The organism is Pseudoxanthomonas sp. LH2527 (assembly GCF_022539275.1).
Lineage (GTDB): Bacteria > Pseudomonadota > Gammaproteobacteria > Xanthomonadales > Xanthomonadaceae > Pseudoxanthomonas_A.
In genome coordinates, this window is sequence record NZ_JAKZBW010000010.1 from 1 (window position 1) to 14,737 (window position 14,737).

Below are 14,737 nucleotides of genomic sequence, written 5' to 3' on the forward strand. Positions count from 1 at the left end.
TGTTCGGGCGTGTGCAGGGAGATTCCGGCGTGGCGAGCTTGCTCTCCCGCGGTCGTAGCACCCAAGGTGTGACGCTCGACCACGCCGGCTCTCGGCATCTAATCTGGCAGATCGCCAAGAGATAAGGTGCATGCAATCGCGCCACCTCGTTGCCGCGTTCGTAGGCTGGGTTGGAGCGCAGCGGAAACCCAGCATCGCGCGCGATGTCGGCTCTGCCGGGTTTCCGCTGCGCTCCAACCACGCCCTACAGTGCTCTCGCCCGGGGGCAAAACGTCAGCGCGTCACGATATCGCGCCAGGTCAGCAAGATGTTCGCGGCACGGTCCGCACGTGCGTGCGTACCTGCCAGACCCATTGACGTATCGGCGATGTCGACGAGGTATGCGACCAGCCCGCCCACATCCGTACCGCGCCACAATAGCGCGCAGACACCTTCCACATAGCCGTCGTATTCGTTGCGCGCCTCCGGCCTGGCGGCGACGCCGATGGGATCCCAGACGTAGTGCAGCACCTCGCTGACGGCGCGTTGCAGGGCGTCGGCTTCGGGGCCTGATGTCGGGGTCATGGCGGTCTCCGTTGCTGAAGGCGCGAGGAGACCCTCATGCCGCAGGCAGGAAGCGCGTCACCTTCTGCCTCAACAGGCGGACCAGGTCCGGATCCATGTAGTCGTACTCGTCCGGGATGTCGAGGCAGATCACCCGCTTGCCGTTGAGGTGGCGCCCGAACTTCGCCGACAAACGGGTACGGTGGACCTTCTCCATCACGAACACGATATCCGCCCACGCCAGCAACTCCGGCGAGACGGGGACCTCGGCGTCGTTGCCCAGGCCGGCGGACGCGGTTTCGATCCCCGGCCACTCGGCGAACACCTGCTCGGCCGTCGGGCTGCGCAGGCGGTTCTGGGTGCAGATGAAGAGGACGTTGCGGGGCATGGCGCGAGTGTGCGGGATCGTGTGGCGGTGGGCCAAGGCCCACCCTACGCAAAACCCGATCCGCGTAGGGCGGGCCTTGGCCCGCCGCCCGCGATCAGCGCAGGATCTTCTCCATCGCCTTCCCCTTCGCGAGTTCGTCGACCAACTTGTCGAGGTAACGGATCTTCTGCATCAGCGGGTCGTCCACGTCTTCCACACGCAACCCGCAGACCACGCCTTTGATAAGCGACGCATGGGGGTGGAGCTGCGGGGCCTCGGTGAAGAAGGTCTCGAAATCCTTCCTGACATCGATCTGCCGCTCAAGCCCGGCCTGGTCGTAGCCGGTCAGCCAGCGGATGACCTCATCGACCTCCGCCTTCGTCCGGCCCTTGCGCTCGGCCTTCTGCACGTACAGCGGATACACGCTGGCGAAGGGGGTCGTGAAGATGCGGTGGCCGGACATCGTCATTCCTTCAGAGGCACGAAACGAAGCGATGAATCGCAATCGTAGGATGGGTTGAGCCGCAGGCGATACCCATCAAAATGTTTCGGAATTCAAGATGATGGGTATCGCTTCGCTCAACCCATCCTACGCACTGCGTTGACGTCGGCATGAACCCGATAGGTTGGGGTGAGCGAAGCGAACCCCAACACGCAAATTCGATCAGAGTCCGACGCCTGACCAACGCGTGCGACGTTGGGCTTCGCTTCGCTCACCCAACCTATGCGCTGATCCGAAAGCGATATCCATCCTACGTGCCCCAGTCAAAGTTGATCACACCATCCCGCCCGTCCCGCATCTGAACTCGTAGATACTCAGGTCGGTAAACAAGCTCCGCAGTTGCGAGATGCCCCGGCCAAGAACCGCGAGCCATTTCGCCGATCCTGCTGGGGGCGTGTCCGGGATTCAAAGACAGGAAGAAGTACATCCCTGCGATCAAAAACAGCGCACCACCTATTTCCGCATCCCGTACAAACGGGGTGCACATAATCTCTCCGGGATTTGCCCCATAGGGTTCAATGCAACGGAGAAAATACAGACCCATACGATGGGTCAAATTTAGGTTTCCGAAGGCAACATCTACCAAGTAGGGCGGCGCAATCCCCAATGCGCCGCCTGCCATGCCAATCCCAATTCTTGCATCGCCCCCAATTGAAATGTTTATGAGGGTTTTTAGAAGCCAACGCTCAAAGTCGAATCCGAGAACAGATCTAGAGTCGGCCGGATCTCTGAGCGAACGACTTACTAGTAAGCCGACTTCATCTACGCTGGAAAGGAGACTGTTGTGACGCCGGCAAAGAATCTTGCTCGTAAGTGAACTGACCCCCACCTTGGTCCAAGTCGGACACCAATCAAAACCCATCACCGTGACATTGGTTTCAGGCAACATCGCCTTGGATACCAAATGCTCCCTAGATGCTCCACCGCCACATCCGTCGAGACACGCCGCCCAACATTTTCCGCAATTCACGCTGGGCGTTATGTTCGTCATCGGCTAACCAAGAATTGAACTAGCCCCGCCGCAACCTCACCACCGCGGCGCCTTAGTCAGCGGCGGCGCCTCATGCTGGCGATCGTACGCACGCAGTTCTTCGCGGATATGCTGGATGCGTTGGCGGCCGAGGGTGTTACGGCTGTCGTCGAGGACCACGCCGCCGAGCAGTTCGGCCATGCGCTCGACGTTGGGCAGCAGCTTTTCCCACGCTTCCAGCGCGGTCATCGGCGCGGGCAGCGTGAGGAAGAAGGCGATGGCCGGGGTTTCCAGCGTGCGGATGTTGGCCATGTCGAAACTGCCGGGCTGCATGATGTTGGCCATGCTGAAGACCGGGCCGCGTTCCGGATGCCCTTCCACCAACCGGTGGAAGACATTCATGTGGCCGAAGGTCAGGCCGGTCTTCTCGGCGGCCACCACGATGTCCTCGCCGCGCAGCACCTGCCCGGCCTTGGCCGCCACGTACAGCGAGACGATCTTGTCGAAATCCTGACTGGGACGCTTGCCCAGGTCGCTTTCCACGCCGGCGACCGGCGTGCCGCCGGGCAGGCCCAGTTCGGGCTGGCTGACGCGTGCGTCGCTGTAGTCCTGCACCTGCTCGCTGGTGTCGTCGCCGGCGATGCTGGGCTCGACGCGCGCGTTGTCGCGCTCGGTGGTTTCGATGCGACGGCCCTGGCTGGGCTTCTTGGGGCGTCCGAACAGGAAGATCGCCGCCACCAGCAGGACGCCGGCGATGATGATTCCGAAACGAAGCATGGCCATGTCGGACACAGGGGTTTCTCCGGCAGGTTGGGATCGATCAGGGTCAGGCGGCGCCGGCCAGGCGGGCGGCTTCTTCCAGGTCCACCGACACCAGCCGGCTGACACCGGGTTCACGCATGGTAACGCCACTGAGCTGGTGTGCGGCTTCCATCGTGGCCTTGTTGTGCGATACGAACAGGAACTGCACCTTCTCGCTCATCTCCTTCACCATGTTGGTGAAGCGGCCGACGTTGGCTTCATCGAGCGGCGCATCGACTTCGTCCAGCAGGCAGAACGGTGCGGGATTGAGCTGGAAGATGGCGAACACCAGCGCCACCGCGGTCATCGCCTTCTCGCCGCCGGACAGCAGCGAGATGTTGGACACGCGCTTGCCGGGCGGACGCGCCATGATGGCCACGCCGGTGTCGAGCAGGTCTTCGCCGGTCAATTCCAGATAGGCATGGCCGCCGCCGAACAGGCGCGGATACAGCTGCTGCACGCCGGCGTTGACGCGGTCGAAGGTGTCCTTGAAGCGGCCGCGGGTCTCGCGGTCGATCTTGCGGATGGCTTCTTCCAGCGTTTCCAGCGCGGTGGTCAGGTCGACGTTCTGCGCGTCCAGATACTCCGAGCGCTGGCTGGCTTCGCCGTACTCGTGGATGGCGGCCAGGTTGACCGGCTCCAGCCGGCGCATGCGGCCATCGATCTGGGTGACGGCCTGCTCCCATTCGCGGATGTCGGCGACCTCGGGCAGCGTGTTGATGACGTCGTCCAGCACGAAGCCGCCGGCGACCACGGCCTCGGACAGCTGCTCGGCCTTCAGTGCCAGCGCCTGCTGGTCGAGCTTGCGCTGCGAGATGCGCTCGCGCTGGGCCACCGCCTGTTCGTCGCGTTGCTGGCGGGTCTGTTCGTACTGGCGCAGTTCGTTGTCGATGCCTTCCAGCAGCGAACGCGCCTCGGCCAGTTGGCGGTCGGCGGTGACGCGGTGTTCCAGCGCGGCCTGGCGCTGGGCTTCCAGTTCCTGAACCGGCGAATCGCCTTCGCTCAGCTGCAGGGTGAGTTCTTCCAGGCGCGAATCGAGCTGGCCGCGCTGGCCGCCCATGCGGTCCAGCGCCTGGCTCAGCGAGACGATCTGCGCGCGCTGCGACTCCAGCGTCAGCGCCAGCGCATGCGCGGTGTCGCGTGAGCTGCGCGCGGCTTCGCGGGCCTGGTCGCGGGCGTCTACCAGTTGGCGGCGCTCGCCTTCCAGTGCCTGCCGTGCGGATTCCAGGTCGCCCATGCGGGAGACCGCATCTTCCAGCTTGCTGCGCGCTTCGCGGGCCTGCTCGCGGCTGGCGTCGAGGGTTTCGACCAACTGGGCGATCTCGCCGTCGATGCGTTCCAGGCGGGTGCGGGTGGACTCCACCTTGCCCTGCTGGCTCTGCAGCTGGCCGGCGAGTTCGGAGACGCCGCGGTGCGCCATGTACAAGGTGCGCTGGGCGTCCTCGCGCTGCTGTTCGGCGGCCAACAACTGGTCGCGCAGGTGGGCCAGGCGCTCTTCCAGCTCGGCTTCGCGCGCCTGCAGGGTTTCGATTTCGCCGCGCAGCGACTGGATCTCGCGCTCGCGCAGCAGTGCGCCCTGCTTGGCCGCGCCGGAGCGCAACACACGCACCCAACCGGCGCCGAGGCGCTCGCCGGAGCGGGTGATGACGGAATCGCCGTCGCCCAGCTGCGATTGCAGGCGGCGGGCTTCGGCCAGGTTCTCGGCCACGTGCAGGCGGGCCAGCAGGCGACGGATCGCGGCCGGGCCCTGCACCTTGGCCGCCAGCGAGGTCGGTGCGAACGCGACATCGCTGCGGTCGTCCGACACCAGCGCGATGCGGCCGTCGCCGAGTTCGCCCAGCGCGTCGACCAGGGCTTCCGGCGCATCGACCAGCACACCTTCGATCAGCTGGCCAAGCGCGCCTTCGACGGCATTTTCCCAGCCCGGCTCGACGGTCAGCTTCTCGCCGACGCGCGCGGCATTGTCCAGCCCGCGCGCCTTCAGCCAGGTCATGGCGGCGCCCTGTTCCTGGCCCAGCGCGGCGTGCTGCAGGGTTTCCAGCGAAGACAGGCGACCGCGCGCTTCCTGCGCGCGCTTGCGCACGTCGGACAGTTCGGTCTGCGTGCCACGCTGCTGTTCCTGCACGTCGGCGGCGCCCTGCTTGCGCGCCTCGACCTGCTCGGCCAGCGTGTCCAGCGATTCCTTCTGCGTGTCGTGCTGCAGCTGCAGTTGCTCGAAGGCGGATGCCAGTGCGTCCAGGTCCAGCCCGAGGCGCTCGTTGGCCAGCGCCTCGCGACGGCGCTCGGCTTCGAGCGACTGGCGGTCGAGGTAGTCCACGCGGGTGCGTTCGACGTCACCGGCGCGCGAGGCTTCCGCCGACTCGCGGCTGTGGGTTTCCCAGCGCTGCTGCCAGTCGGCCAGCGCGGCCTCGGCCTCGCGCAGCGCGTCCTGGCGGAACACGTCGTCTTCGCGCAGCTGCTCCAGCTGCGGTTCGGCGTCGGCGACGGATTCGCGCAGCACGTTCAGGCGGGTCTCGTCGCCGCTGATGTGCTGGCCGAGTTCCTGCAGGGCGTTGTGGGCTTCGTCGCGCGCGCGCTTCAGGCGGTCGCCCAGCTCGCGCTGGTGCTGGATCTGCTGTTCGATGCGGGCCAGCGTGCTGCCGACCTGGTACACCTCGCCCTGCGCCTTGTTCAGCGCGTCGGCGGCTTCCTCGCGGCGCACGCGGTCGGTTTCCAGCAGGCGTTCGGCTTCGCGCTGTTCGGCGATCAGTTGCTGGAGCCTGGTCTCTTCCTGCGACAGCGCCTCGCGCAGGCCCTGCAGCTTGCCGTCCAGACCGCGGTACTCCAGCGCCTTCCACTCGGCGTCCTTGATGCGGCGCTCTTCCTGCAGGGCCTTGTACTGCTCGGCCTGCTTGGCCTGGCGCTTGAGGTGTTCGAGCTGCTTGCCGATCTCCTCGCGCAGGTCGTTGAGGCGGTCCAGGTTCTCGCGGGTGTGGCGGATGCGGGTTTCGGTTTCCTTGCGGCGCTCCTTGTACTTGGAGATGCCTGCGGCCTCTTCCAGGTACACGCGCAGGTCTTCCGGGCGGGCCTCGATGATCTGGCTGATCATGCCCTGCTCGATGATCGAGTAGCTGCGCGGGCCCAGGCCGGTGCCGAGGAACAGGTCGGTGATGTCGCGGCGGCGGCACTTGGTGCCGTTGAGGTAGTAGTTGCTCTGGCCGTCGCGGCTGACCAGGCGCCGGACCGAGATTTCGTTGAAGGCGGCGAACTCGCCGCTGATGGTGTGGTCGCTGTTGTCGAAGATCAGCTCGACCGAGGCCTGCGAGACCGGCTTGCGCGCTGCCGAGCCGGAGAAGATCACGTCGGTCAGCGAGTCGCCGCGCAGGCGACTGGCCGAGCTCTCGCCCATCACCCAGCGCACGGCGTCGATGATGTTCGACTTGCCGCAGCCGTTCGGCCCGACCACGCCGGTCATGTTGGTCGGCAGGTGCAGCACGGTGGGATCGACGAACGACTTGAAGCCGGACAGCTTGATGGTGGAAAGGCGCATGCGACGGTGTCTTCCGGGCACCGCGACCGGACCGGTCCGACGCGCTGCCGCAAGTGTGAAGTGGGATCAGCTTCGACTGCCAAGTTGTTGATTGTCCGGCAATCCGGCCTGCCATCAGGCACGCCAACGGATGAGTATAGCCGCCCCTGTCACGCGATGCCCGGGCCTGCGGGCGCCGTACGCCGACGCGCCACGGGCGTACGGAGCGGGCGCGCGCCTGTTAGCATCGCGGGCGGCTTCACCCCCCTCCCTCACCCATCAACGGTCCCCACTCCGTGTCTCTTTTTGCATCCGTCGAACTGGTGCCCGGCGACCCCATCCTGGGGCTGACCGAGGCCTACAACGCCGATCCCCGCACCCAGAAGGTCAATCTGGGCGTCGGCATCTATTACGACGAACAGGGGCGCATTCCCCTGCTCGACTGCGTCCGCCAGGTGGAACAGGCGCTCGCCGCCGCCGGCCAACCGCGTGGTTACCTGCCGATCGACGGCCTGGCCGCCTACGACGCGGCCACCCGCGAGCTGGTGTTCGGCAAGGACTCGGCGCTGGTGGCCGCCGGCCGCGTCGCCACCACCCAGACCGTCGGCGGCAGCGGCGCGCTGCGCGTGGGCGCGGACCTGCTGAAGAAGCTGCTGCCGCACGCCACCATCGCCATCAGCAACCCGAGCTGGGAAAACCACCGCGCGGTGTTCGGCGCGGCCGGCTTCGACATCGTCGACTACACCTACTTCGACGCCGCCACGCATGGCTTGGACTTCGCCGGCATGCTCGCCGATGTCGGCCAGCTGAAGCCCGGCACCGTGGTGCTGCTGCACGCCTGCTGCCACAACCCCACCGGCGCCGACCTTACGGTCGAGCAGTGGAAGCAGGTGGCCGCGCTGATGAAGGACCGCGGCCTGTTCCCCTTCATCGACATGGCCTACCAGGGCTTCGACCAGGGCATCGTCGAGGACGGTGCCGCGGTGCGCATCGTCGCCGAGGCCGGGATCGACGCCTTCATCGTCGCCAATTCGTACTCCAAGTCGTTCTCGCTGTACGGCGAGCGCGTCGGCGCGCTGTCGGTGGTCGGTCCGGATGCGAACGCGACCAAGGCAGTGCAGTCGCAGGTCAAACGCATCATCCGCACCATCTATTCCAGCCCGTCCACCCACGGCGCCGCGCTGGTGGCCGGCGTACTGGCGAGCAGCGAGCTGCGTGCGCTGTGGGAAAGCGAACTGGGCGGCATGCGCGAGCGCATCCATGCCCTGCGCGCCGGCCTGGTGGACAAGCTGGCCGCCCTCGGCGCACCGGAGTTCGCCTTCATCCAGCAGCAGGCCGGCATGTTCTCGTACTCGGGCCTGAGCAAGGCGCAGGTGGACCGGTTGCGCGACGAGTTCGGCATCTATGCGGTGGGCACCGGCCGCATCTGCGTGGCCGCATTGAACCAGCAGAACCTCGGCTATGTGGCCGACGCGGTGCGCACGGTCAGTCGCGGCTGACCTGCACCGTTATCGGGTACAAGAAAGGGAGGCCATGGCCTCCCTTTTCTTTGTCGCCTCAGGCAGCCTCAGCCCAGACGCAGGCCGCTGTCCGGATCGAAGCAGTGCAGCGCCGCGTTCTCGACCGTGACACGCAGGCCCTGCCCCGGCTCCGGCAACACCTGCGGCGGCATCCGCGCCACCAGCGGCTGACCGACGAAGCGCAGGTTGACGAAGACTTCGTTGCCGACCGGCTCGATCAGGTCGACATGCGCCTCGAACGCGAGCTTGCCGATGCCGGCAGGCTGCAGGTGTTCCGGACGGATGCCCAGGGCGACGCGCCGCCCGATCCACGCCTCCGCGACCGCCGCATGGCCCAACGGGATCTGCCCGCCGCCGTCCAGCGCCAGCTGCAGGCCGTCGGCCTGTTGCAGCGTGCCGTGCAACACGTTCATCGCCGGGCTGCCGAGGAAGCCGGCGACGAACAGGTTGGCCGGCTTCTCGTACAGCGCCATCGGCGTGTCGATCTGCTGGATCTCGCCGTCCTTCAGCACCACGATCCGCTGACCCAGCGTCATCGCTTCCACCTGATCGTGGGTCACGTAGATCATCGTTGCGCCGAGCTTGCGATGCAGGCGGCCGATCTCGGTGCGTACGGAATGGCGCAGCTTGGCGTCCAGGTTCGACAGCGGTTCGTCCAGCAGGAACACCGACGGCTCACGCACCAGTGCCCGGCCCAGCGCCACGCGCTGGCGTTGTCCGCCGGACATCTCGCGCGGCAGCTTGTCCAGCATGTCGGTCATACCGAGCGTCTCCGCCGCATCGCGGACGCGCCGGTCGATCTCGGCGCGCGGCACGCCGCGCAGCTTCAACCCGAAGGCGAGATTCTCGGCCACCGTCATGTGCGGATACAGCGCGTAGCTCTGGAACACCATGGCGATGTCGCGGTCTTTCGGCGCCACGTCGTTGACGCGCCGCTCGCCGATCAGCAGGTTGCCTTCGGAGATCTCCTCCAAGCCGGCGATCATCCGCAGCAGCGTGGACTTGCCGCAGCCGGACGGACCGACCAGCACCATGAGCTCGCCGTCGGCGATCTCGAAACTGGCCCCGTGCACGGCCACCTGGCCGTTGTCGTACACCTTGCGCACGCGGTCGAGTTGGACACTGGCCATCATTGCTCCGGTCGGGCGACGCCCGTGATTGTTCGCGGCGGCCCGGCCCTCCCGGTACGGGCCTGCCCGCGTGGGCGATGCACCCGGCCTCCCGTTCCGCCGTGCGGGAAGTTGCGCTATTCTGCCATGTAACCGTTTTCACCACGCAAGCGGACAGCGTGCGCACGTGGCCCGGGCCCTTCGCTTCTTCCCTTCGCCGTCCATGTCCCACTCGCGTCTCCGCAGATCCGCCATCGCACACTTCGTTCGCGAAACCGCGCATACGTATACGGATGGCGCGCGTTCGTGCGTGCCCGCGCACCGGCCGCGCGGGTGCGCGCTATCATGCGCCGCCCACGCGATGTGGCCCCTTCCCGGCAGCACAGGATCGACCAGGCGAATGCAGCGGACCCGTTTTGGAAGCCACCCCGCATCGAACAGGATGTTTGCCGCATGAGCAGCACCGATCGCGTCCTCCTTGCCGACATCGGTGGCACCAACGCGCGCTTCGCGCTGGCCGACGCCTGCGCCAGCGTGCCGTTGCTGGACGAGAGCGTGCGCGAATTCGTGGTGGCCGATTTCCCGTCGCTTGCCGATGCCGCCCGGCATTACCTGGACGAGACCGGTGCCACCGCACAGAACGGCGTCTTTGCCGTTGCCGGTCGCGTCGATGGCGACGAAGCCCGCATCACCAATCATCCGTGGGTCATTTCGGTCAATCGCACGCGGCAGGCATTGGGTTTCCAGGGCCTCAAGCTGGTCAACGATTTCGCCGCGCAGGCGATGGCGGTGTCGCTGCTGACGCCACGCGACGTGGTGGCGATCGGCGGTACGCAATGGACGCCGGCACCGCTGTCGGTACCGCGCACCTATGCCGTGATCGGTCCCGGCACGGGCCTGGGCGTGGCCGCGCTGGTGATCCGCGACGGCCGCGCTTATCCGCTGGAAACCGAAGGTGGCCACGTCAGCTTTCCGCCCGGCACGCCGGAAGAAATCCGCATCCTCGACATCCTGTCGGCGCAGTTCGGCCGCGTCTCCAACGAGCGCCTGATCTGCGGCCCGGGCCTGGTGAACCTGTATCGCGCGCTCAGCGAGATCGCAGGCGAGGACCCGGGTGGTCCGATCGAACCGAAGGACGTCACCGCACGCGCCGCTGCCGGCGATCCGCGCTGCGTGCGCACGCTGGACGTGTTCTGCGCGGTGTTCGGCGCCATCGCCGGCGACCTGGTGCTGACCACCGGCGCCTGGGATGGCGTGTTCCTCACCGGCGGACTGGTGCCGAAGCTGCTGACGTCGCTGCAGCATTCCGGCTTCCGTCAGCGCTTCGAACACAAGGGCCGCTTCTCGCCGGCGATGGGACGCGTGCCGACGCTCGCCAACATGCATCCGCGGCCCGGCCTGCTGGGTGCGGCGGCATACGCGGTCGAACTGTTCGGTCCGAATAGCGCGGCTCGCAGCTGAGGTTTTGCGCAGATGCGCGCTGCAACGCAACACGCGCAAGGCCCCGCTGCGGAGACTGGTCTGCCTTTGGTCGCTTTCGCGCCTGCGGCAAAGGCGGTAGAAAGCATCATGCCGTCGCCGTCGTTCCCCGCCCTTCCCCTCCACGCGCTGGAGATGCCGGAAGGCTGCGCCTCACGGCCTCATTTCGCCACGCCATGCAGAATGTCCGTGTCTGCAGCCTAGCCCTACGCCCATGAGCCTGCACCCCCGCATCCAGGAAGTCACCGAACGCATCCGCCAGCGCAGCGCCCCGTTGCGCCGCGCCTACCTCGACGGCATCGACGCCGCCCATCGCGACGGCCCGCAACGCGCGCGCCTGAGCTGCGGCAACCTGGCACATGCCTTCGCCGCCTGCGGCCCCACCGACAAGGGCCGCCTGCGCGCCGACGTGACGCCGAACCTCGGCATCATCAACGCCTACAACGACATGCTGTCGGCGCACCAGCCGTTCGAGCATTACCCCGAGATCATCCGCCAGGTCGCGCGCGACCTGGGCGCCACCGCGCAGGTCGCCGGTGGCGTGCCGGCGATGTGCGACGGCGTGACCCAGGGCCGCCCCGGCATGGAACTGTCGCTGTTCTCGCGCGACGTGATCGCGCAGGCCACGGCGATCTCGCTGAGCCACGACATGTTCGACGCCGCGCTCTACCTGGGCGTGTGCGACAAGATCGTGCCCGGCCTGCTGATGGGCGCACTGGCCTTCGGCCATCTGCCGGCGGTGTTCGTGCCGGCCGGCCCGATGTCGCCGGGCATCCCCAACAAGGAAAAAGCCGCCGTCCGCGAACGCTACGCCGCCGGCGAAGCCACGCGCGAGGAGCTGCTGGAAGCCGAAGCCGCGAGTTACCACGCGGCCGGCACCTGCACGTTCTACGGCACCGCCAATTCCAACCAGGTACTGCTGGAAGCGATGGGCCTGCAGCTGCCGGGCACCTCGTTCGTCAATCCCGACCAGCCGCTGCGCGACGTGCTGACGCGTGCCGCCGCCGAGCGCGCGCTCAGCATCACCGCACTGGGCGACGACTATCGCCCGATCGGCCGGCTGATCGACGAGCGCGCCATCGTCAACGCGATGACCGCCCTGATGGCCACCGGCGGCTCCACCAACCACACGATCCACTGGATCGCCGTGGCGCGCTCGGCCGGCATCGTGCTGACCTGGGACGACATGGACCTGATCGCGCAGACGGTGCCGCTGCTGGCGCGCGTGTATCCGAACGGCGATGCCGACGTGAACCGCTTCGCCGCAGCCGGCGGCATCCAGTTCGTGTTCCGCGAACTGCTCGATGCCGGCCTGATGCACGACATCACCACCATCGTGCCCGGTGGCCTGCGTGCGTTCTGCGAGGAACCGCGCCTGCAGGAGGGCAAGCTCGCCTACGCCCCCGGTGTCGCGCAGAGCGCGGACGAAGATGTCGTACGCCCGGTGACGCGTGCGTTCGAGGCCCAGGGTGGCCTGCGCCTGCTGCGCGGCAATCTGGGTCGCTCGCTGATCAAGACTTCCGCGGTGAAGGCCGAGTACCGCTACATCGAGGCGCCCGCCGTGGTCGTCGATGATCCGCGTGCGCTCAACAAGCTGCACGCCGCGGGCGTGCTGCCGCAGGACTTCGTGGCCGTGGTGCGTTACCAGGGTCCGCGTGCGAACGGCATGCCGGAACTGCACTCGCTGGCGCCGCTGCTGGGCCTGCTGCAGAACCAGGGACGTCGCGTGGCGCTGGTCACCGACGGTCGCCTGTCCGGCGCCTCGGGCAAGATCCCCGCCGCCATCCACCTGACCCCGGAAGCCGCGCGCGGTGGTCCGCTGGCGAAGCTGCGCGAGGGCGACATCATCCGCCTCGATGCGGAGGCCGGCACGCTGGAAGCGCTGGTCGATGCCGACGAGTGGGCCGCACGCGAGATCGCGCCCAACACCTCGCCGGCCGCGCTGGACCTGGGCCGCAACCTGTTCGCGGTCAGCCGCGACGTGGTCACGCCAGCCGACCGCGGCGCGATGTCGATTTCCTGCGGCCTGCCCTACCACGACGGCACCTGGGAATACGATGCCGAATACGAACTGGGCGACGCCGCGCATGCGGCAGAGGCACCGCATGAGGCCAAGGATGCCTGAGCCTTTCCCTTCTCCCCCTGGGAGAAGGTGCCCGAACGGCGGATGAGGGCGGGTGTCATGGTGAGGGTGAACTGCCCTGACCTTCGTCGCCCTCTCCCCAACCCCTCTCCCGATGGGAGAGGGGCTCACTCCAACTGATCGACACACCATGACCATCGAAGCCCGCCAGCAGAAAGCCGAATCCCTCCTCCGCGCCGCCGGCATCCTGCCGGTCGTCACCGTCCACACGCTGGATGAGGCGCGCAAGGTATCCGAGGCGCTGCTGAAAGGTGGGCTGCCGGCAATCGAACTGACGCTGCGTACGCCGGTCGCGATGGAAGCGCTGGCGATGCTGAAGAAGGAACTGCCCGACATCGTGATCGGCGCCGGCACGGTGCTGACGACCGAGCAGATGACGCAGTCCATCGACGCCGGCGCCGACTTCCTGGTCACGCCCGGCACGCCGCCGGCGCTCGCCGATGCGCTGGCCGCCGCCGACATTCCGGTGGTGCCGGGTGCCGCCACGCCGACCGAGCTGCTGGCGCTGATGGCGCGCGGCTTCCGCGTCTGCAAGCTGTTCCCCGCCACCGCCGTCGGCGGACTGGCTATGCTGAAGGGCCTCGCCGGCCCGCTGTCGGAACTGAAGATCTGCCCCACCGGCGGCATCACCGAAGACACCGCTGCCGACTACCTGTCGCAGCCGAACGTGGTCTGCATCGGCGGTTCGTGGATGGTGCCGAAGGGCTGGCTCGACAACGGCGAGTGGGACAAGGTCACCGAGAGCTCGGCGAAGGCCGCCACCATCGTGAGAAGCGTCCGCCGCTGACGCGTCTCCCGACATGTAGGAGCGACGTGAGTCGCGACCGCGAGAATCGAGCGTCCTGATGATGGAACGCGCGCGGATTCCAGACAGAAAGTTATGCCGCGCCTGCTTTGACGCCTTGCGGAGAATTGTTGCCGTGCGGTCGCGACTGACGTCGCTCCTACAGCGGGTCGCGACGCTCGATGTGCACCGCAAGATGCTGCTTTCGCCACCCCACGGCCAGCACGGCATACCAGCCCACCATCAGCAGGCCGAGCCACCACTCGAAGATGTTCTCCCAGCGATCCTTCATCGCCGGATCGGGCGCGAGCTGGCCGGCCGCGACGTTCGCGACACCCAGCATCAGCATCGCGATCGATATCCATGACATCGCCACGATGAGGCGCGGTGGCAGCGCCTTCGCCGCTGACGCGCGCCGCATCAACGCCAACTGCGCCAGATAGCCGAATCCGAAATACACGATCACGCCGTAGCGGCGAAGGAAGCGGTAGATATCGCCTTCCGTGCCGAGGAACGTGGCATACACGGCCAGTGCGAACGCAGACACCACACCCAGTGACAGCATGACGCGTCCGTCGCGCAACCAGCGCATCGACAGCCACCACACCAGCGCATGCAGCACAGCGCAGGGAATCACCAGCAGCCGGAACAGGTGGTTGCCCCACCCGTGCCGGGCGGCGCGACTGATCGACACGCACCCATCGAGATAGGGAATGCAGGCCGGCACGTGGCCGCCCTGGATCGACAACAGATAGGCGGCGTGGGCGGCGACCACGAACAGCAGCGTCAGCAACAGTGGCAGCGGCCAGAGCGGGATGCGCGAGTTGTCAGCGACCATGACAACGACAGGACAGGACGTTGCCCGGCAATGTACTCCGTCCCGCGACGCGACGTGGAGCCGCACCTGTCCAGCCAAGGGCAATTCGACGCAACACGCAGCGGGGCGAGCTCCGCTCTGCGGATCGATGCACCGGGACGGATTCCGCCCCAAGCGTAGAACCGAGCTTGCGC

12 protein-coding genes are annotated in these 14,737 nt (G+C 67.0%); 4 read left to right on the forward strand and 8 right to left on the reverse strand.

Features of this window, described 5'->3' with window-relative positions; all coding sequences use genetic code 11:
• Positions 1–273: 273 nt before the first annotated feature.
• From MMG85_RS07475 to smc, 6 genes are all read right to left on the reverse strand, one after another.
• Complete coding sequence (locus tag MMG85_RS07475) at positions 274–564, reverse strand: hypothetical protein (protein WP_241045478.1); 291 nt, start codon at positions 562–564, stop codon at positions 274–276.
• A gap of 34 nt (positions 565–598) precedes the next feature.
• Complete coding sequence (locus MMG85_RS07480; RefSeq protein ID WP_241045479.1) at positions 599–931, reverse strand: low molecular weight protein tyrosine phosphatase family protein; 333 nt, start codon at positions 929–931, stop codon at positions 599–601.
• A 94-nt stretch (positions 932–1,025) separates the two neighbouring features.
• The gene (locus MMG85_RS07485; RefSeq protein WP_241045480.1) at positions 1,026–1,373 is read right to left on the reverse strand and encodes a DUF2200 domain-containing protein; all 348 of its coding nucleotides are present in this window, start codon (positions 1,371–1,373) and stop codon (positions 1,026–1,028) included.
• A 289-nt stretch (positions 1,374–1,662) separates the two neighbouring features.
• Entirely contained in the window at positions 1,663–2,301 is a 639-nt protein-coding gene (locus MMG85_RS07490; protein ID WP_241045481.1) for a hypothetical protein, read from the reverse strand.
• A 138-nt stretch (positions 2,302–2,439) separates the two neighbouring features.
• Positions 2,440–3,174, reverse strand: a complete 735-nt coding sequence (gene zipA / locus MMG85_RS07495) for a cell division protein ZipA (protein ID WP_241045482.1) — start codon at positions 3,172–3,174, stop codon at positions 2,440–2,442.
• Positions 3,175–3,208: 34 nt separating this feature from the next.
• A complete protein-coding gene (gene smc, locus MMG85_RS07500) occupies positions 3,209–6,712 on the reverse strand; it encodes a chromosome segregation protein SMC (protein ID WP_241045483.1) in 3,504 nt (1,167 codons plus the stop codon).
• 275 nt (positions 6,713–6,987) lie between these two features.
• Between smc and MMG85_RS07505 the strand changes: the two genes are divergently transcribed.
• On the forward strand, positions 6,988–8,190 hold the full coding sequence (locus tag MMG85_RS07505) for an amino acid aminotransferase (RefSeq protein WP_241045484.1): 1,203 nt from the start codon (positions 6,988–6,990) through the stop codon (positions 8,188–8,190).
• Positions 8,191–8,258: 68 nt separating this feature from the next.
• Here the strand turns inward: MMG85_RS07505 and ugpC are convergent, their stop codons facing one another.
• Entirely contained in the window at positions 8,259–9,341 is a 1,083-nt protein-coding gene (ugpC, locus tag MMG85_RS07510) for a sn-glycerol-3-phosphate ABC transporter ATP-binding protein UgpC (RefSeq protein ID WP_241045485.1), read from the reverse strand.
• Positions 9,342–9,773: 432 nt separating this feature from the next.
• Between ugpC and glk the strand changes: the two genes are divergently transcribed.
• The 3 genes from glk (at position 9,774) to MMG85_RS07525 (ending at position 13,729) form a co-directional block, all read left to right on the forward strand.
• The gene (glk, locus tag MMG85_RS07515) at positions 9,774–10,781 is read left to right on the forward strand and encodes a glucokinase (protein WP_241045486.1); all 1,008 of its coding nucleotides are present in this window, start codon (positions 9,774–9,776) and stop codon (positions 10,779–10,781) included.
• A 232-nt stretch (positions 10,782–11,013) separates the two neighbouring features.
• The gene (gene edd, locus MMG85_RS07520) at positions 11,014–12,924 is read left to right on the forward strand and encodes a phosphogluconate dehydratase (RefSeq protein ID WP_241045487.1); all 1,911 of its coding nucleotides are present in this window, start codon (positions 11,014–11,016) and stop codon (positions 12,922–12,924) included.
• Between the two features lie 148 nt (positions 12,925–13,072).
• Entirely contained in the window at positions 13,073–13,729 is a 657-nt protein-coding gene (locus MMG85_RS07525) for a bifunctional 4-hydroxy-2-oxoglutarate aldolase/2-dehydro-3-deoxy-phosphogluconate aldolase (protein WP_241045488.1), read from the forward strand.
• Positions 13,730–13,886: 157 nt separating this feature from the next.
• On the opposite strand, the gene MMG85_RS07530 is transcribed toward MMG85_RS07525, so the two are convergent.
• Positions 13,887–14,564, reverse strand: a complete 678-nt coding sequence (locus tag MMG85_RS07530) for a hypothetical protein (protein WP_241045489.1) — start codon at positions 14,562–14,564, stop codon at positions 13,887–13,889.
• Positions 14,565–14,737 lie beyond the last annotated feature (173 nt).